This is a genomic window from Vibrio fortis (genome assembly GCF_000695685.1).
Taxonomy (GTDB): Bacteria; Pseudomonadota; Gammaproteobacteria; order Enterobacterales; family Vibrionaceae; genus Vibrio; species Vibrio fortis_A.
This window is the reverse complement of sequence record NZ_JFFR01000002.1, coordinates 39,163-57,591: the sequence shown is the minus strand read 5'-3', so window position 1 is coordinate 57,591 and position 18,429 is coordinate 39,163. Positions and strand designations below refer to the sequence as shown.

The 18,429-nt window shown below is 44.6% G+C and carries 15 protein-coding genes; 7 read left to right on the top strand and 8 right to left on the bottom strand.

Annotated elements, in window-relative coordinates; genetic code table 11:
- Position 1: 1 nt before the first annotated feature.
- Positions 2–175 (bottom strand): hypothetical protein, encoded by a 174-nt coding sequence (locus VFDL14_RS24475; RefSeq protein ID WP_160168781.1) that lies wholly within the window; start codon positions 173–175, stop codon positions 2–4.
- Between the two features lie 524 nt (positions 176–699).
- Between VFDL14_RS24475 and VFDL14_RS22245 the strand changes: the two genes are divergently transcribed.
- Both VFDL14_RS22245 and asnS read left to right on the top strand, forming a co-directional pair.
- Positions 700–2,322, top strand: a complete 1,623-nt coding sequence (locus VFDL14_RS22245) for a methyl-accepting chemotaxis protein (RefSeq protein ID WP_032548737.1) — start codon at positions 700–702, stop codon at positions 2,320–2,322.
- 266 nt (positions 2,323–2,588) lie between these two features.
- Positions 2,589–3,989 (top strand): asparagine--tRNA ligase, encoded by a 1,401-nt coding sequence (asnS, locus tag VFDL14_RS22250; protein ID WP_032548736.1) that lies wholly within the window; start codon positions 2,589–2,591, stop codon positions 3,987–3,989.
- 82 nt (positions 3,990–4,071) lie between these two features.
- Here asnS and VFDL14_RS22255 read toward each other — a convergent pair whose 3' ends face one another.
- From VFDL14_RS22255 to VFDL14_RS22270, 4 genes are all read right to left on the bottom strand, one after another.
- Positions 4,072–5,250 (bottom strand): trypsin-like serine peptidase, encoded by a 1,179-nt coding sequence (locus tag VFDL14_RS22255; protein ID WP_032548735.1) that lies wholly within the window; start codon positions 5,248–5,250, stop codon positions 4,072–4,074.
- 2 nt (positions 5,251–5,252) lie between these two features.
- A complete protein-coding gene (locus tag VFDL14_RS22260) occupies positions 5,253–5,951 on the bottom strand; it encodes a hypothetical protein (protein WP_419177356.1) in 699 nt (232 codons plus the stop codon).
- A 354-nt stretch (positions 5,952–6,305) separates the two neighbouring features.
- The gene (locus VFDL14_RS22265) at positions 6,306–6,512 is read right to left on the bottom strand and encodes a hypothetical protein (RefSeq protein WP_032548732.1); all 207 of its coding nucleotides are present in this window, start codon (positions 6,510–6,512) and stop codon (positions 6,306–6,308) included.
- A gap of 106 nt (positions 6,513–6,618) precedes the next feature.
- On the bottom strand, positions 6,619–8,025 hold the full coding sequence (locus VFDL14_RS22270) for a PLP-dependent aminotransferase family protein (RefSeq protein ID WP_032548731.1): 1,407 nt from the start codon (positions 8,023–8,025) through the stop codon (positions 6,619–6,621).
- A 211-nt stretch (positions 8,026–8,236) separates the two neighbouring features.
- On the opposite strand from VFDL14_RS22270, the gene VFDL14_RS22275 reads away from it, so the two are divergent.
- From VFDL14_RS22275 to VFDL14_RS22285, 3 genes are all read left to right on the top strand, one after another.
- The gene (locus VFDL14_RS22275; protein WP_032548730.1) at positions 8,237–8,536 is read left to right on the top strand and encodes a hypothetical protein; all 300 of its coding nucleotides are present in this window, start codon (positions 8,237–8,239) and stop codon (positions 8,534–8,536) included.
- A gap of 238 nt (positions 8,537–8,774) precedes the next feature.
- Positions 8,775–10,277, top strand: coding sequence for an HD-GYP domain-containing protein (locus VFDL14_RS22280; RefSeq protein WP_032548729.1), 1,503 nt, complete (start codon positions 8,775–8,777; stop codon positions 10,275–10,277).
- A 202-nt stretch (positions 10,278–10,479) separates the two neighbouring features.
- The gene (locus VFDL14_RS22285; RefSeq protein WP_032548727.1) at positions 10,480–11,670 is read left to right on the top strand and encodes an amino acid aminotransferase; all 1,191 of its coding nucleotides are present in this window, start codon (positions 10,480–10,482) and stop codon (positions 11,668–11,670) included.
- 106 nt (positions 11,671–11,776) lie between these two features.
- Here VFDL14_RS22285 and VFDL14_RS22290 read toward each other — a convergent pair whose 3' ends face one another.
- A complete protein-coding gene (locus VFDL14_RS22290) occupies positions 11,777–12,418 on the bottom strand; it encodes an outer membrane beta-barrel protein (protein ID WP_032548726.1) in 642 nt (213 codons plus the stop codon).
- 149 nt (positions 12,419–12,567) lie between these two features.
- Here VFDL14_RS22290 and VFDL14_RS22295 point away from each other — a divergent pair, with 149 nt between their 5' ends.
- A complete protein-coding gene (locus VFDL14_RS22295; RefSeq protein ID WP_032548725.1) occupies positions 12,568–14,457 on the top strand; it encodes a DUF294 nucleotidyltransferase-like domain-containing protein in 1,890 nt (629 codons plus the stop codon).
- 5 nt (positions 14,458–14,462) lie between these two features.
- Positions 14,463–15,179 (top strand): 3'-5' exonuclease, encoded by a 717-nt coding sequence (locus VFDL14_RS22300; RefSeq protein ID WP_032548724.1) that lies wholly within the window; start codon positions 14,463–14,465, stop codon positions 15,177–15,179.
- A 108-nt stretch (positions 15,180–15,287) separates the two neighbouring features.
- On the opposite strand, the gene VFDL14_RS22305 is transcribed toward VFDL14_RS22300, so the two are convergent.
- Together VFDL14_RS22305 and VFDL14_RS22310 are read right to left on the bottom strand one after the other, a co-directional pair.
- On the bottom strand, positions 15,288–17,225 hold the full coding sequence (locus VFDL14_RS22305) for a GGDEF domain-containing protein (RefSeq protein ID WP_032549678.1): 1,938 nt from the start codon (positions 17,223–17,225) through the stop codon (positions 15,288–15,290).
- A gap of 23 nt (positions 17,226–17,248) precedes the next feature.
- Positions 17,249–18,394, bottom strand: a complete 1,146-nt coding sequence (locus VFDL14_RS22310) for a sugar ABC transporter substrate-binding protein (protein ID WP_032548723.1) — start codon at positions 18,392–18,394, stop codon at positions 17,249–17,251.
- Positions 18,395–18,429 lie beyond the last annotated feature (35 nt).

Below are 18,429 nucleotides of genomic sequence, written 5' to 3'. Positions count from 1 at the left end.
TTTAAAACGAATATCGATAGGAGCGATAAGCGGAGTTAAATCGCGAGAAGGCAGTAGAAAGCGAGCTGTGATAAAAGCGAGATTGTAGAGAAAGAGAGGCAACTGAAGAGTTCTGTTGCTGATGTGGTGAACCTTCTGTCGGTTCGATGATTGGTGATGTGATTTTGAATTTCATCTATGTGTCCAAATTAATCACATTCCGTGTTATTACAAGCAGCGATCCATTACTGCCTTCCTCAAGTATTGAGGTAAATTCATCTTAACGAAAGACACCTGAAAAACAACGGCACAACCTTATTTTCTGCTATTTTTTGTTCGTTCGTATGTAATTTAAACAATCAGAGTTAAAAAACATCACATATATTCTAAATTACTCGTTCAAACGATCCTATTCGCCACATTTATTTAAAAGTCTTAACTCCTATTTACATGTCATTTTCATTTTCAATCTCACATCCATCACTATAGATAAATACATCAATTAAAAATCCCATTAGTTGAAAGAGGATCAAAATATGACGCTAAGTGCGCTGTTTTTATGACGTTTTGACGCCAATTTTCCATCACAAAGCTGCTACATCACAGAAACATAACCACAATCGGAGTATGGTCACACAATTACCCCTTTATGGTAGGTACCGCATAACTTTGCCGCTACAGTATGCTCGTCATTATAATTAATAAAAATATGTGTTCAGTATGCGCTCAACAATAACGTTTAAAATACTGGTAGCACTGGCCGTAGTTTTCTCCCTACTCCTCGCTATCTCTACATACTTTCAATACACGCAGCAGAAGCAACTTGTAAACTCAGTTTTGAGTGAGCAACTGCACGATAAAGCCAGTAACTATTTCGATAGCCTCAATATGATGATGCTGACAGGCACCATGTCGCAAAAAGAGACGCTACGTCATAAAGCACTGGCGCAAGAAGGCATCGAAGATGTTCGCGTGCTTAGAGCAGACACCGTAAGCAAACTTTATGGTCCAGGCAGTGCAGATCAACAACCGAAAGACGACATCGACAAGCGTGCACTAGCCGGTGAAACGGTCATTGAACCTTTCAGTGCAGATTGGGGCAAAGGACTGGTCATCGCCCTGCCAATGAAGTCGAGTGAGAATTACCGCGGCACTAACTGTGTGTCTTGTCATATGGCACCGGAAGGTGAAGTGCTCGGCGCAATTCGTCTTGAGTACAACTTGAGCCATGTAAACGACCTTATTCATACTCAAACTGTGACTGCTATTGCCATCATGGCTGTGATCTCTTTTGTTGGCTTTGCTCTGACCATGGGGCTTATCCGCAAGATCATTGTCCGCCCTCTTCAGCAAACCGCTCGTTTCATGACGCGCGTCAGCGACGACAAAAACCTATCTGAAAGGTTGCCAATTGAGCGTAATGACGAAATTGGTTCGCTATCAGCAGCGATCAACTCTTTTATGAAGACGGTCTCGAACAGTTTAGGTCAGGTACAAGACACCTCACATAAACTGAATGCGTCGGCAAACCAATTGACCAGTGTTGCTCACATTACTGAGACAGCCGCCAGCGATCAGCAAGGCGAGACAGCCGAAGTGCAGAGCAATATTGAAGGGATTCAAGTGCAACAAGTGAGTGCTGAGCAAGCCACTGTCACGGCTTCGAACCTAATCAACCATACCGCTGACGTCGCATTCAAGAGCGCAAACCAAGCTCACGATGCAAGTAATGAGATTAAAAACCTAGTGACCAGCATCGAAGAGGTGAAAGATAAGATTTCTTCTCTCAATCAACAAACCGGCGAAGTGTCTTCTATCTTGACCGTGATTCATGGAATTGCCGAGCAAACCAACCTATTGGCGCTCAATGCGGCGATTGAAGCAGCACGTGCTGGGGAACAAGGCCGCGGGTTTGCGGTGGTTGCCGATGAAGTTCGCCACCTAGCCTCTCGCACGGCAGAAGCCACAGGCAACATCGAGTCGATCATCAATCAATTCCAGCAAGGTAGTGAGCAATCTCTGCAATCTGCCGATCATGTATGTGCTCAGGCTTACCAAAGCTCGACCGATATCGACGCGCTAGCTGAAGAGATGAATGGCGTTGTTGAGGAGATGAAGCAGGTATTAGCGCACGCTCAAGATATTCAGCATCAGACTCAATCCACCACGCACGCAACGAAAGATGTGCAGAATAAGATTGAAGCGATCACATCTCATGCCAATAACACATCACAATCAGCAGCAAGTACTCGTGACATCAGTAACGACCTTGAAGAGCTGTCTGACCACCTAGAGAGCTTAATCAACCAATTTACCCTTTCTAATAAGCAACAAGGAAGCTAATCACGCTTCTTCATATCTAAAACAAGGCCGACTTATAGAGTAAAAAGTCGGCCTTTAAAGAAAAATAAGTCCATATAGGAAATATTTCTTTCTTCAACTAACAATAAAGGTTGAAGCTCTCTGTGTGACAGGTAATATGTTCCATTGATTTAAAAAGTTTATACAACTCAATGTTTCGATTGTTTTTTGTTCAAGTATCAGAAAATTAAAACTATCGTGATTTAGCATTGGGTTGAATTTGTCCCTCAATGGAGAATGAAACCAACATGACTTACGCGCCTGTAAAAGACGTACTTGGCGGCAAGCTAGCGGTAAACAGTGAAGTAACTGTTCGCGGCTGGATCCGTTCACGTCGTGATTCCAAAGCTGGAATCTCTTTCCTTGCCATTTATGACGGCTCTTGTTTCGACCCGATTCAGGCCGTGGTCCCTAATAATCTTAATAATTACGAAGACGAAGTACTAAAGCTGACTACAGGCTGCTCTGTTGAAGTAACTGGTAAGATTGTTGAGTCTCCTGCGAAAGGTCAAGACTTCGAACTTGCTGCAACTGACGTTAAAGTTGTAGGTTGGGTTGAAGACGCAGAAACTTACCCAATGGCGAAAACTCGTCACTCTATCGAGTACCTTCGTGAAGTAGCGCACCTACGCCCACGTACTAACGTAATCGGTGCTGTTGCGCGTGTTCGTAACTGCCTATCTCAAGCAATTCACCGCTTCTACCACGAGCAAGGTTTCTTCTGGGTATCTGCTCCACTGATCACAGCTTCTGATGCAGAAGGTGCTGGTGAGATGTTCCGCGTTTCTACGCTAGACATGGAAAACCTACCTCGCACAGAGAAAGGCGATGTAGATTACAACGAAGATTTCTTCGGCAAAGAGACATTCCTAACGGTATCTGGTCAGCTAAACGCAGAAGCTTACGCTTGTGCACTAAGCAAAGTTTACACGTTCGGTCCTACGTTCCGTGCTGAAAACTCAAACACAAGCCGCCACCTAGCTGAGTTCTGGATGGTTGAGCCTGAAGTTGCATTCGCTGACCTAGAAGACGTTGCTAAGCTGTCTGAAGACATGCTTAAGTTCGTGTTCAAAGCAGTACTTGAAGAGTGCCGTGATGACCTTGAGTTCTTCGCTCAACGCATCGACAAAGAAGCAATCACTCGTCTAGAGCAGTTTGTTTCTTCTGACTTCGCACAAGTTGACTACACTGACGCAATCCAGATTCTTCTAGATTCAGGTCGTGAGTTCGAATTCCCAGTTGAATGGGGCATCGACATGTCTTCTGAGCACGAGCGTTACCTAGCTGAAGAGCACTTCAAAGCACCAGTAATCGTGAAGAACTACCCGAAAGACATCAAAGCATTCTACATGCGTGCGAACGATGACGGTAAGACAGTAGCGGCGATGGACGTACTAGCACCTGGCATCGGTGAAATCATCGGTGGTTCTCAGCGTGAAGAGCGTCTAGACATCCTAGACGAGCGTATGCGTGAAGTAGGTATCGACCCAGAACACATGAGCTGGTACCGCGACCTACGTAAATACGGCACAGTGCCACACGCTGGTTTCGGCCTAGGTTTTGAGCGTCTAGTATCTTACGTAACAGGCATGGGCAACGTACGTGACGTTATCCCATTCCCACGTACTCCTCGCTCTGCGAACTTCTAATTCCGCGTTAAGCTCGAATTAAAAGAAAGAAAACAAAAACCTCCGCAATTGCGGAGGTTTTTTATTGGTTAAATCCGCGGAGCTATTCCCCTGCGTGTCGTACCAAAAAGTGATCTAACAGAATCTTCTCGACTGATTCATTGTTTTTGTCGATATTGATTGGCTTGAATTCGACAATCATTTGATCACCTTTCTGCTCAAAAGCGTTCACCTTCAATAGCAGGCTCTCTTTGTCCGCCTTGATATTGTGGGCAACCTGACGACCATTGATAAAGAGGTCAAACGCGGGCGCCTTTGGATTAGCAGGAATAACCGTTTCAAAAGTATAGCGCTCACCATCAGCGGCATACACTGTGTTATAGATACCGCCGTCTTCAGTCCAGTAAGTACCATTAAAGTCCATGTTTTCAGCGCGCCAGTAGCTATAAAATGCATGCAGGTCATCAACTGTATTCTGTGTTTCGTGTGTCCATTTCACATCACTCAACTCAACGACTTCTGTGTAACTAAAGCCGTGTGTTTTCATGTCATGTTTAATGCTGTCTAAACGGCCGATAACGTCATCATAAGTATCTTGCCAACCGAGTTCACCGTAATACTGCAGGCCAATCTCACCCAAAATATAAAATTCACCATCACGTTCAATCGTAATACCCGAGCCTGAATCACCATGAATTGCCAACCATTGGAGGTTGCTCTGCGGCATGATGACAGGATCGTATTTGTACTCTGCCAGCCATTTTTTATCGGTGTCGTTGTACTTGACGAATTTTCTACCACCATTACGGCCATTGTAGTTTCCAAATCCAATGGTGTTCACTTCGTAGATTTCGTCATAGCTAAACATGCCTTTTTCAGGAAGCTTAGCGGGTTTGATACCCGTGATCGGCGTGTCTAAACGGACAAGTGCAAAGTCATACACACCATCCGTAAACTCGTATTCACCCCACACACCGTTAGGATCTGTACTTGCGCGTGATGAATGTACTGTTTGATAAACACCATTCTCATCTTTTTTAAATGATGAGCACGTGACCGTGTTGCGATAGCCTTCACTCTTCGCTCCTGACACATGGTTCGCTGTGATGACCCAGTACGGGTCAATCAACGTCGCAGATCCGGCATTCATGTGGCATGCGAAATCAAATTTACTTTGTAGTGCAAATTCTTTGTGCTGAGTTACCGAGCGATCCATTTTTCCAATGCCAGCTTGCGCTGAAAATGTCGCCAAAATTGCTGATGCAAGAATCAGTTTTTTCATGATTATCGTACCTCCATAAACTGGATAGCTTCTAATGCGTGATACCCCTTATCTTGTTCAAAATCGAACTGTCTCGGGCTACGGCTATAGGTTACGACCAGTTGGTCATCTGGCGATGTAGATTGGAAGCGGATTGTGTTCTTCACGCTGGTCATGTGGAAAGAGATGTCGTTCTGAACAGTTGTACATTGATTTTTGAGGCAAGCAGTGACATCGGACGATGACAACCAATTGTGTGTATAAAGCTCAACAACAAACTCGCCCTCTTTTCCTGGAGTTACCGTAAACTCGTAACCACCATTGCCATGAATAATTGCAGAGTCTGCCAATTGGTCACTGTAATCTAGCGAGCTTCCTCCATCCCAGTAATAACGGTTGCCGATAGCATTCTTAGTAGTACCGTTTTTTACTTTTTCTAAGTTGCCTGTTTCACGCACGTTTGAGATATAGCTGACTTCAGGCTTTGCTATATGTTGATGCTCACCGTACCAAAAAGACCAATCTAAGCCATCAAGGTCAACGTCGTTCGCATAGCGATAACGGCCTTCATCAAGCTCATAACCATGAAATTCACTTATCAATGTCAATCCGTGGCTTTCTACCTCAGTGACATTCGATAAGTCGTTTAGGTCAACGACAAGTTCACTACTGTGAGCAAAACTCGCCACCAGCCCGATTGCTAATACACTCATTTTATTCATATTTATTCCTCTCAACTGAACAATACGATTGTATGAGAGAGATATTAATATGATGTAAGACACTGTAAGCACATCAACCTGTTTGCTAATTTGCGCACGACCAATAATTGACATAAATACAACAAGGTTTATTCGCTGATCAATTTATTAATAGCTTTAGAGTGGGGTCAACATTTTGGCTATGACTAACAATTTTTGAGAAAGTACTTACTCGGGCTTACATTTGACAGGGGGAATATATTTGGTGAGGACGAATAATGAGTGGTAATGAGTTGGACAAGCCAATTTGATAAGGAGTAAGAAATAGATTTTTCCTTCCCTACTCCTTAGTAGAAAGCTGTCATTGATAATCGGTTAGGATTCTTCTTGTTTTTCTGCGTAACGAATCGCCAGCGCACAGATACCAAATAGAACAAATGGAATAGCAGCTGTGGTGTATTCAGTCCATGCCATATCAGCAAATGCTTTTGCCAACAACACATGGCCGAAAATCAACAGTACCGCACATACAATAGCGACTAGGATAAGTTTGATTTCATTTCCAGCAGGTGATTTCAACATAACGGTTTCTCCAATATTTGGTCTACCGTTATTCAAACACAGATTATCTTATTGAAAGGCGTACAGTTATGCCTGATTCAAGGCGTACAGTTTTTAATGTTGAGGTTTATGACTGACGCAACAGTTGGTGAGCGAGCTGGCCCACCGTTTTCAACGCAGAACGGCGCTCTTGAGTCAGCTCATGAGAGAAGTTAAGTCGAATCGCGTGAGAGACCATATCACTCTCGCTGAACAGGTCACCCGAAGCGATACTAATCCCCTTCTCCATTGCTTGCTTATACAGCTTATGGCTGTCGAATGACTCAGGGAAACGAATCCAAATAAAGTAGCCACCCTGCGGCTCTTCTAGTTCAATTGATATAGGGAAATACTCTGTTACTGCCTCGATAAACTCTTGCTTCCTCGATTGTAGGTGCTTACGTAGTTTCCGCAGGTGATTATCGTAGCTTTCATGAGTCAAGAAATGTGCAACCCCCAGCTGTACCGGAGCACTGCTCGATAGCGTGGATAGAAGCTGCTGTTTTTGGATTTGGTTATGATAACGAGCATTGACTACCCAACCCACTCGATAGCCGGGACACAAACTCTTCGAATAGGAACCACACAACAACACCGAGTCGTTAGTATCGTAAGCTTTAAGCGGCTTAGGTTTCTCGCCTTCGTAATAGAGGTCAGCATAAACGTCATCTTCGATGATCAAAGCTTGATGTTCACGAGCGATAGCTACCAGTTCTGTTTTGCTCTTATCTGACAGGCAGGTTCCGGTCGGGTTTTGGAATGTTGTCATCAACCAACACGCTTTGACATCATGATCAATCAACGCTTGTTTAAACGCAGTGATGTTCAATCCATCCTTAGGGCAAACCTCTACCTCTACTGCGTTCAATCCGAGCCTCTCCACAGCTTGCAGCGCGCCATAAAACGCTGGCGCTTCTATAACTACTGTGTCACCCGGTTTGGTCACCGTTTGTAGACTAAGATTTAGGGCTTCCATAGCGCCAGACGTGATCACAATATCTTGATGACTAACGACAATTCCTTGCTGTAGATAACGCTGGGCGATTTGACGCCTTAAAGATTCACTCCCGGGAGGAAGGTTATTGATAACACTCGCCCCCGTCATCTTACGCCCTGCACTAGCAAGATTTCTTGTCAAAACTGGAAGTGGGAACAGGTCCGGGTCAGGGAAAGCAGAACCAAAAGGCACCACTCCTTCAGCAGAGCTAGAGGTCAAAAAGTCGAATAACCTATCGTTGATCGCACGTTTGGGTTCTGATACTTCAGGTAACGTCACCAAGCTCTCGATTTTAGGTGCAACAAAGTAGCCAGATTGAGGCTTGGCAATGATCCAGCCTTCGCTTTCTAACAGTTGGTACGCCTGAAGAACCGTGCTGTTGCTGACCTTATAGTTACGGCAGCTCATACGAACAGACGGGATCTTTTCGCCAGATCGCCAAGTATTGTTGGCTATCTGTGTGCGAATATCCTTTGCCAGCTCTTCGTAACGTGCCATAAGTTTTACTACCTAAAGAATCAATAAACCCAATACTCTAGCATTAACATGGGCTTAGATTATAGCTATCCCACTGATTAAGCGTCATTTATATAATTGTGTGAAAAACTTCACAGAACTAATGAGCTGCTCTGCTAACTTTGATGCATAGCGAGATATTCATATCGCTCTAAACTTATACAGATGTTCACAATAATAATGCGAGACCATAATGAAAAAGATAGAAGCAGAACACTTAGAGTACAAAGGTGAATCAAATGGTGTCCACAGTTGGACAGCGCCAAGTGGACAACCTTACTACTGGCACCCAGATTGGCTACACATTGCTGAAGACGCAACTGGCTCACATCCAAAAGAGAAACTCGATGTTGTTGATGATCAGCCAGCTACTCAAAAACATGCCGTATCGGCCATTCTAAAACACATCAACCAGTGGGCAGCGGACAAGCTTGCTTCACACCCAGAAATCGAAGCGGGTTCGGTTGAAGCAGAAATTCACCTTAAGAAATAACGCTTCCATGGTTCACTGACTGTTAGAGAAGTCAGTGAACCCAATTTCCTCTACCAATAACATCTCCCAGACAAACGCTACACTTAACAATTCTATAAAAGCTTTCACTTAGTTATATCAATTGCTCTTTCTCACCGATAGAATTATCAAAATCCATACAGAAGAAATATTTTTTAGCCTGTCTCGTTCTACTAATAAGTCATTGGAAGCAGACTAGGATAATAACAAGGATTAATTGATGGATTCTTCACACCACAATACCAATCTAACCGCCAAGTTGTACGTTCTCGCCGGTGTTCTTTTTGGGACATATGGCAGTCGAGTTTGTCCGATGTTAGAAACATTAACGGCTATGGAAACGATCACTCACGTCAGCATAGTGTTTGCTATTCTGTTTGTTATTCGTTTTTTCATTGCTCCTCGTTGGTCTGTTTACCAACAAGGGCAATACATCAAACTAGATACGAGTCTATTTTTCGCGATTAGTATCCCACTCGCGACCTATTACAACCTAAGTTACGAATTTCCCCTAGATAGCAACCTGAAGGTTCTATTCGGGTTGGCGCTATTTGGATTCTTTACGGGTAGCATTCTAGAGCTCGACTCCAAGCTCAAGCAGATGGATACCTACCATGAACAAGGTGTCAGCAACGTTCAACTTAATGGTGTTCGCCAGTCTTTGGTTAAGCAACTGATAGGCTTGGTGATGGTACTGCTAACATCATTGACCCTGATGCTAAGTATGGTCGCAATCAAAGACGTATTTTGGCTTGAACACAATCCAGACCGCATCTTAGACGGTACGGGCAAAATCAGCATAATGAAAGAGTTTGCTTACTTATCCTTGGTTTTAGGTGGTTATGCCGTGGTGATCATGACGATGTGGAGCAAACTGATTAAGAAAATTCTGCTCAGTCATGAATGCGCACTGGTTGAAGTAACTAAAGGGAACATTCAATCTCGTCTGCCTGTATTCAATCACGATGAACTTGGCTCGATGGCATCATTGACCAATAACATGCTTGATAGCCTGCAATCCATTCAGCGAGAGGTCAAAACGACCCGTGACGTGGCAATCGTCAGCTTGTCTGCCCTAGCGGAATCTCGTGACAACGAAACTGGCGCTCATATTTTACGAACGCAGGAGTACGTAAAAGCATTGGCGGAGCAAATGAGCCTCTCGCCAAAACACTCATCATTGCTCACACCTGAATACATTGAACTGCTCTACAAATCGGCACCACTGCATGATGTCGGCAAGGTGGGTGTTCCTGACAATGTACTGCTCAAACCAGGTAAATTGACAGATGAAGAGTTCGATATCATGAAAAAGCACCCAGAGATTGGTGCTGAGGCGCTGTCTATTGCCGAAGGTCAACTGGGTAGTAGCTCATTCCTAAGAGTAGCTAAAGAGATATCGCTGACTCACCACGAAAAGTGGAACGGTCAAGGTTATCCGAATCAATTGGCGGGTGAAGACATTCCACTGTCTGGTCGCTTAATGGCGTTGGCTGATGTATACGACGCCTTGATATCGAAACGTGTATACAAACCCGCTTTTAGCCACGACAAAGCCAAAGAGATCATTATTGAAGGTAAAGGTCAGCACTTTGACCCTGAGGTTGTAGAAGCTTTCTTGGCGGTAGAACATCAATTTGTCGAGATTGCCGCAACACACAAAGATGGCAAACACGACATCAGCGAACTCGAACGAGAAAACCTGACTTTACAGCCTGCGTAGCTGATATAAAACTCGCTAACTTCTTACACCCTATTGGTTTATCCGTAGGGTGTTTTATTAGATATATTCGAGCTTTACTCATAAATTCCATCGAAATAGATTTTTTTTCCGCTTTCTTCCCAATTCATATTGTCTTCAAAATTTCATACAGGTATAAATACCACTAGATACTATCCCCTCTCAATTGACATGGATGAAGATTATGTTTGAAAAAGTACTCGCAGCACCAGCAGACCCTATTCTTGGCCTGACCGAAGAGTTTAAAAAAGACGCTCGTGCAGAAAAAATCAACCTTGGTGTTGGTATTTACAAAAACGAAGATGGCCAAACGCCAGTTCTAGCTACCGTTAAAAAAGCGGAAGCAGCTCTTCTAGAAAACGAGAAAACTAAATCTTACCTAACAATTGAAGGTACTGCGGAATACGGCCTAGCGGTACAGAAGCTGCTATTCGGCGCAGACGCTGAAATCGTTACTGCTCAACGTGCAAAAACAGCACAAGCTCCAGGTGGTACAGGTGCTCTACGTGTTGCTGGCGAATTCATTAAACGTCAACTTGGCGACGTGAAGATCTGGATCAGCAACCCAACATGGGCAAACCACAATGGCGTATTCTCTGCGGCAGGTATTGAAACAGCTCAATACAGCTACTACAACGCTGAGACTAAAGACAAAGACTTCGCAGGCATGGTTGCTGACCTAGAGAAAGCATCTGAAGGCGATATCGTTCTACTGCACGGCTGCTGTCACAACCCAACTGGTATCGATCCAACAGCGGAAGAGTGGGAAGTACTGGCTAAGCTAGTTGCTGAGAAGAAGCTTCTTCCACTATTCGACTTTGCTTACCAAGGTTTTGCAAAAGGCGTTGAAGAAGATGCTGCAGGCCTGCGTACTTTCGCTAAGTACAACAAAGAGATCCTAGTCGCAAGCTCATTCTCTAAGAACTTTGGTCTATACAACGAGCGTGTTGGTGCATTCACGCTAGTAGCTGAATCAGCAGACGTTGCAAACACTGCATTCTCTCAAGTTAAGAGCATCATCCGTTCTATCTACTCTAACCCACCAGCGCACGGTAGTGCTGTTGTTACGCACATCCTAGGCGACGCTGAGTTGCGTGCAGAATGGGAAGCAGAAGTAGCTGAAATGCGTGACCGTATCCAAGAGATGCGCGAACTGTTCGTTGCAACTCTGAAAGAGCAAGGCGTTGATGCAGACTTCACGTTCATCGAACGTCAAAACGGCATGTTCTCTTTCTCTGGTCTAACTAAAGAGCAAGTAACTCGCCTGAAAGAAGAGTTTGCTATCTACATCGTAGGCTCTGGCCGTATCAGTGTTGCAGGCATGACTAAGTCAAACATGCTACCTCTATGTAAAGGCATCGCTGCAGTACTATAAGCTTTAGCCCTTTTAAGTATTAAAAAAGCCAGCGTATATGCTGGCTTTTTATTATTTCGACACTTTTAGCGGCCTTAACGGTTATTTTTGAAACTTATCAAAACTGTTAATACTCTAATCTAAACTCTAAACCTAACTCGTTAGTTCGCTCTCCGCCGTTATCACCTTCGCCGTCTCGGTGCTGGTACGCCCCCTCAATAGAGAACTTAGACGTAACCTTGTAGCGTAAACCTAAGTGGTAAACTTCTTCATCAAACAGATCACTTCTATTCGCTTGGATACTACCGTTGGCAATCCATCGTTTCGCGAAACCATAATTCAACTCGACCTTACCACCATGGATAAATTCGGTATCCGACTCGAGCGTCTGGTTATTTGAATTGAGCTCAATTTCACCCTTGGTTATCCCCAACAAATAGGATGCCACGATATCGAGATCTTTACGGATATTGAAACGATAGCCCGCGCCGCCCATCAGAGTATCGATTCGAGTCGTACTCTCATCTGGATGAATAAAGCGCGCGGTGTAATCACCAATAAGCAACCACTCATCTGTCATTTCATAGCTAACACCCAATCCAAACACAGAAGCATTGTTATTGCCGCCTGCATCTGCATTTAGACTGCCTGAATAAACCGAAGCGGTGACATAATTATAATCAAGAATTGTTGGCTCATTATCTTGGGCCATAGCCCCTACTGAGAAAGCAGTACATACAGAGATTAAGCCCAGCTTCCATATCGACATTTAACTCTTCCTTAACACTGTCTTCTTTTTATCAAAGGTTAGTCTATCCATCAGACTTTAAAAAGGTTTTACCTCACAGAATGATTTGTCCCGGCAAATTATTATCAAATGATGTACCATGAATTCATATTAACTTACGGATGAACATTATGGATGCTGAGTTATTAGAGATTCAAAATTTCCTCGCACAATACCCTCCTTTCAGTGAATTACCGGAAGAGATGCTTACAAAAGTCACGAGCAGCGTGGAAATTTCCTATTATCGTCAGGACACACCGATAATTCACTTCGGCGACCAAATCCACGACTTATATGTGGTACGCAGTGGTGAGGTGGAAGTCTACCGACGTAAAGGCGAACTCTATAACCGTTTAGATCAAGGCGATCTGTTTGGTCAGATGGGCCTTCTGACCAATAACAAGGTACGTTTCCCAGTTAAAGCGATCGAAGATACCCTGCTTTACTGCATCCCAGAATCCATCTTTCAAGAGCTCTACGACAATTACGACTCGTTTGCCGACTTTGTTGAGGTTGAAGATAACGCGCGCTTACGCCAAGCCATCTCAAACAACAATGATGCCAACGATCTCACCACCTCAAAGGTAAAGACCCTGCTGACCAGCAGCGCACCAATGATCGAGCGTTCGCGAACTATTCAACAAGCGGCGACCATGATGGCAGAAGAGAATGTCTCTTCACTGCTGATTATTGATCCTGACATCGTAGAAGATGACGAAGACGATTCAACACCGGTTATCGGTATCATTACCGACCGAGATCTCTGTACTCGTGTACTCGCTGAAGGCTTAGACCCTTCTGATGAGGTTTCTAGCGTAATGACTGCAGAGGTTATCTCTCTCGATCACAACGCCTACGTCTATGAAGCCATGCTCACCATGCTGCGCTATAACGTTCATCACCTACCCGTGCTCAAAGATAAAAAGCCAATAGGTATTATTGAAGCGACAGACATCGTTCGTTACGAGTCACAAAACTCGCTGTTACTGGTGAGCAGTATCTTCCAGCAGCAGAGTATTGAAGATCTCAAAGTCCTGTCAGAACAGGTTAAAGACAGCTTTGTTCGCCTAGTTAACGAGGATGCGAACGCTCACATGGTGGGCAGTGCTATGTCTGTAATTGGCCGAAGCTTTAAGCAACGCATTATTGAACTCGCTGAGGAGACGTTGGGCAACGCGCCAATTCCATACTGCTTCCTTGCTTTGGGCTCTATGGGCCGCGATGAGCAATTACTCGTTACAGACCAAGATAACGCGATTATTCTCGATGATACTTACGACGAAGCAAAACATGGTGCTTACTTTAAAGCATTCTCGAAGTTCATCTGCGACGGCTTAGATCAGTGTGGTTACAGCTACTGTACAGGTGACATCATGGCGACCAACCCGACTTGGCGCATGACACGTACGGAATGGGAGGAGTGCTTCGCAGATTGGATTGATAATCCGAACCCGAAAGCGCTACTTAACGCCTCTATCTTCTTCGACCTTGATGGTGTTTACGGCCGATTAAAGTGGGCGGAACAACTCAATAGTTTCATTGTACGACGTTCTCGCAAGAACAACCGATTCTTGGCGTGTTTGGCTCGTAATGCACTCAATCGCACACCGCCACTTGGTTTCTTTAAAGATTTCGTGATGGAGAAAGATGGACGCCATAACAACTCCATCAACCTGAAACGACGCGGTACCGCGCCACTGGCCGATTTAATCCGTGTTCACTCTCTTGCGGTCGCATCGCGCTCTAAAAACTCATTTGAGCGTCTCGACGACATTCTTGATGCAGGTATTTTGCCGAAAGGGCGAGCTCAGGATCTCAAAGATGCGATGGAATTTATCTCTATGGTACGTATCCGACATCAAGCTCTGGACGTTGACAATAACATCGAGCCGGATAACAACATCGAACCAGAGAATCTATCGGACTTTGAACGTCGTAACTTAAAAGATGCATTCCAGATTCTCAGTAACGCTCAGAACTTCCTCAAGTTCCGTTACCAAGCCAACAACAACTTTAAGTAGATACGATGACGAGAATATTTAAGTCACCCGCTGTAGATTGGCATTTCAAATTTGCCCAGAAGCTTAACCGCGTTAAGGATGAGCGTCTCAAAGAGTACTACAGCAAACCGCTACCAGCGGCTGACACTCCGATTTCTGAAGTTACCTTCTTGGCATTGGACTTTGAGACCACAGGACTTAACCCGTCTAAAGATGGCATTATCACCATTGGGTTAGTGCCATTTACACTCAACCGAGTCTACCTGAAACAAGCACGCCACTGGACGCTAAGGCCAAGACAAAAGCTGGAAGAAGAGTCGGTGGTTATCCATGGCATTACTCACAACGATATCCTTAACGCCCCAGATTTAAACGAAGTGCTCGATGAAGTGCTTAAAGCAATGGCAGGACATATCCCGGTTGTTCACTATCGACGCATAGAACGTAACTTCCTAGATAACGCTCTGCGTTCACGTCTGGGTGAAGGTATTGAATTCCCAGTATTAGATACCTTGGAAATTGAATCTCAAGTACAGCATAAGCTCGCTGGCGGTCTGTGGAATAAGCTAAAGGGGAAGAAGCCGGGCTCGGTTAGATTGGGGCAAAGTCGTCGCCGTTATCACCTCCCCGACTACACACCACACCATGCGTTGACGGATGCCATTGCGACAGCGGAGCTGCTTCAAGCACAGATTGCACACCATTACGATGCAAGTAGGCCACTGAAAGAGTTCTGGTTGTAATCTGATAGTCAGTTTTTGAACCGCCTACACCAAAGAGCTCCAACTAAAGAGCCCCAAACTGAAAAGGAGCAGCATTGCTCCTTTTTAGTACCGTACGTTCTAGAGTAATTAAGAGTCGCCCTGAGCTTCGTAAAAACGACGTTTCTCTGTATACATGTCTTTATCGGCATTACTGAACATGTCTCTCAATGCCGAACTGTCACTCTGAGAGAAACCGATAGAAAACAGCACCGGAATAGGATGACCCTTTATTAAGATATGAGACTGCGCTTGGTCGGCGTATAACCGCTCTTTGAGTGTCTCGACCTCAGAGACAGCGCTCGGAGTCAAAGTCAACACCGCAAACTCATCGCCCCCCAATCGATACATATTGCTATGACCTTGCAGACGCTCCTGAACAACGTCCACACAGGCTTTAATCAACCTATCACCTGCCTGATGGCCATGGACATCATTGGTCTGTTTCAAGCCATTGACGTCGATAACCAGCAAAGACAGCACCCAACCTTTCTCAATGACCTTACGCTCGCAGTAACTTAAATCATCATCAAATGCTTTGCGATTAAAACACCCCGAGGCAAGGTCTACTCGCGTCATATTTTCCAATTCAATCCAAGCTGCGAGCTGTTTCTGGTAGAGGTCAAAAATGAGTTGATCTTCATCGTTCAACGTTAGGTGTTCACTACTATGATTAAAGTAGCCGATAACCTGCCCCTTCGAATCCAGTAGAGATTGCACTCGCTTAGCATTCGGGGCATCTAAAGCCGGTTTAGTAAACGAGAACTGAACACTCTTACCCGAAAGCAACGCCGCTAATTGGGTTTCGACCAAGTTCGGTATTAACCGATACTCGACACCTTGTCGCATCGAAGCAAACTCAACAATCCGCATAATATTACGCTTTTGGTCAGCCTCTCTTTGCAGGGAGTGCGTCAAGCGATACGTCTTCTCTTCAACAGTTTGCTCAAGCTGAACATTGAAGTTTTCAAGTTGCGCGTTGTTTACCTTTATCTGTTGATACGCGGATTTGAGTTTATCATTGCGTATCGTGAGTTCATCTAGCTGGTACCCGATACGCCGCCACATCTTGTCGAGTAACACACTAAATGCGTAAAACTCTGTAAACTTATGCTGCTCAGGTTTAATAGTGGGCAGCTTCTCTTTCGAGTACGATTCAACCGACTCCAACAAAAGATTCAATTGACGTGAGAACCAGTGATTGAGTACCAAAGCAAACACCACAGCGAGCACAAATGTAGTAAATAGAATCCGCACAAAGACCACTTGCGCTTGCTGCATCTCTTGCTGTCGCGCTTCATCAGACACATTGTGCTTCACAGCAATGGAAAGCGGATCTAAGAACAGTGGGTTGGCTATTTTTACTAGGTGCTCGTGCTCACTACCCGAATTCAAATCGACTGAATGAGAGTAATGAAATTCAACCGACTCTTTTTCAAAAAGAAATGGCGCAACCTTTGTCTCCAACCGATCATAGCCCATCAACACAACTAAATAACCTTGCGGGGAGTATTCCGACCCTTCCACCAATCGATAAGGCAGAATTGGCGCTACAATCGCGATGCCAGATTTAGAGTCGTTCGCTAGCGACGGTTCTGCGAACTCGCGATGAAAGATCTTTCCTTGAATATAGGTAGATTTAGGGCGCTTTATCTCACTCAATAACTGGCTGTTTTCAAAATGATACAGACTGCCTTTGCTGTCGTAAATTGGACGCCAATCTTTGTCCAAGATGTATGTTGCTGACACACTATCAGCAAGCTCATTGAAGCGAGCCATTTTTTCCCACACCACGCTCGAGAAGAACACATTGCTGCCTGCCTTTAATAGCGATCGATCTTGGGCGTACCATTCAGTAAGACGTAATGTCAGGTCGAGCTCACTCTTCACCGTCTGGGTAATACCTTGGGTCGAGTTATTGAGCTTAATCGTCTTCTGCTCTAACAAGGTTTCAGACTGTTTGTTCAATATCAGCTGACCAGCGAAATAGACGGGTAGTATCGCACAGCAGAAAAGCACTAGTCCCATTGTGTATTTGAGAGAAAACTTCATTATTGATGCTCTCCGATTCGTTCGGCATAGCGCGCAACAAAGTCATCATAAAATGCAGGAATCTCGTCTTTAGGCATGCCCAACTTGTAACGCTCTAGGGCACGTGCAGCCGCCTCCCAAACGATCGCCATATAGTAGTCACTCGACATCATTTGTGCTGCTTGAAACTGTTGATACATCTGAGCAAAACTGCCTTGATTTGATGTCATTCGCTTGTGATTCACATCCTTGAATGGCGACATCATCGCGTCACTTCGCGCTAAGTAGCTGAATCTATTTGACTGTAGAAAACTGACCATTTCACGCAATACCATCTGTTTATCAATATCTTGCATGCCTTTTTCCGTTATCGCGAACACCTTGGCGCCGCTGAATGAAGCCATACCTTTACCTTGATAAGTTGGTAAAGCATTAATGGTAAGGTTAGGTTCCGATTCAATGAGTTCGCTGTAGGCCCAATCACCATCGATTAGATAGTCTACTTGACCACTGAGAAAGCGTTGGCGCGCGCAAACATTATCGCACTCGGGAGCAATAACACCCTGCTGTTCTAACTGTTCAATAAAACGAAATATCGCGACAACGCTCTCGCCATCTATGCTTCGTGATGACAATTGTTGGTTTGAAAAAAGCTGATGAAAAGCCAGATAGAAGTACATATTGGGGTTTGGAAAGGTTATGGCTTCACTTGATGACTCATGCGATAAATGAGTAAGCTGCTCCCATGACATCTGGGTGCTACTTTGATGACGAGAATAAAGAACCAGTTGGTTACCAATAGCCACTGGAAGTGCCTTAAGCTGACCATTGAATTCGACCACTTCAAGGGCTTTTTCCTCATAACGGCTTTCGTCAACCCAAGTGTCAGGAATGGTCGAAATATCAATATAATCTGACAAGCCGAGGAAATCGGAAGGCACCCAAATTGCATCAGGGAAAGCGGTATCTCGAGGGTCTGCGACCACAAGCTCAGCACGAATTGAATTGATATCAAAACGGCGAACTTCGACCGTATGTTCAGTTAAGGTTTCAATATGCTGCTTTACCTTCTGAGCTGTTTCAAACTCAATGCCAGCCCATATTTCAATGGTCGCCGCATATGCTATCAAAGGGAAAAACGCTACGAGCCCCGTTAGTATTCTCAAACCTGCCTCATCACCAAATCAAACACTGTGAATAC

Excerpts from the sequence above, each read along its gene's own strand:
- asnS (WP_032548736.1), top strand. The coding sequence starts at position 2,589 with ATGACTTACGCGCCTGTAAAAGACGTACTTGGCGGCAAGCTAGCGGTA.
- VFDL14_RS22255 (WP_032548735.1), bottom strand. The coding sequence starts at position 5,250 with ATGAAAAAACTGATTCTTGCATCAGCAATTTTGGCGACATTTTCAGCG.
- VFDL14_RS22290 (WP_032548726.1), bottom strand. The coding sequence starts at position 12,418 with ATGTCGATATGGAAGCTGGGCTTAATCTCTGTATGTACTGCTTTCTCA.
- VFDL14_RS22300 (WP_032548724.1), top strand. The coding sequence starts at position 14,463 with ATGACGAGAATATTTAAGTCACCCGCTGTAGATTGGCATTTCAAATTT.
- VFDL14_RS22285 (WP_032548727.1), top strand. The coding sequence starts at position 10,480 with ATGTTTGAAAAAGTACTCGCAGCACCAGCAGACCCTATTCTTGGCCTG.
- VFDL14_RS22305 (WP_032549678.1), bottom strand. The coding sequence starts at position 17,225 with ATGGGACTAGTGCTTTTCTGCTGTGCGATACTACCCGTCTATTTCGCT.
- VFDL14_RS24475 (WP_160168781.1), bottom strand. The coding sequence starts at position 175 with ATGAAATTCAAAATCACATCACCAATCATCGAACCGACAGAAGGTTCA.
- VFDL14_RS22265 (WP_032548732.1), bottom strand. The coding sequence starts at position 6,512 with ATGTTGAAATCACCTGCTGGAAATGAAATCAAACTTATCCTAGTCGCT.
- VFDL14_RS22245 (WP_032548737.1), top strand. The coding sequence starts at position 700 with ATGCGCTCAACAATAACGTTTAAAATACTGGTAGCACTGGCCGTAGTT.
- VFDL14_RS22275 (WP_032548730.1), top strand. The coding sequence starts at position 8,237 with ATGAAAAAGATAGAAGCAGAACACTTAGAGTACAAAGGTGAATCAAAT.
- VFDL14_RS22270 (WP_032548731.1), bottom strand. The coding sequence starts at position 8,025 with ATGGCACGTTACGAAGAGCTGGCAAAGGATATTCGCACACAGATAGCC.
- VFDL14_RS22280 (WP_032548729.1), top strand. The coding sequence starts at position 8,775 with ATGGATTCTTCACACCACAATACCAATCTAACCGCCAAGTTGTACGTT.
- VFDL14_RS22260 (WP_419177356.1), bottom strand. The coding sequence starts at position 5,951 with ATGAATAAAATGAGTGTATTAGCAATCGGGCTGGTGGCGAGTTTTGCT.
- VFDL14_RS22295 (WP_032548725.1), top strand. The coding sequence starts at position 12,568 with ATGGATGCTGAGTTATTAGAGATTCAAAATTTCCTCGCACAATACCCT.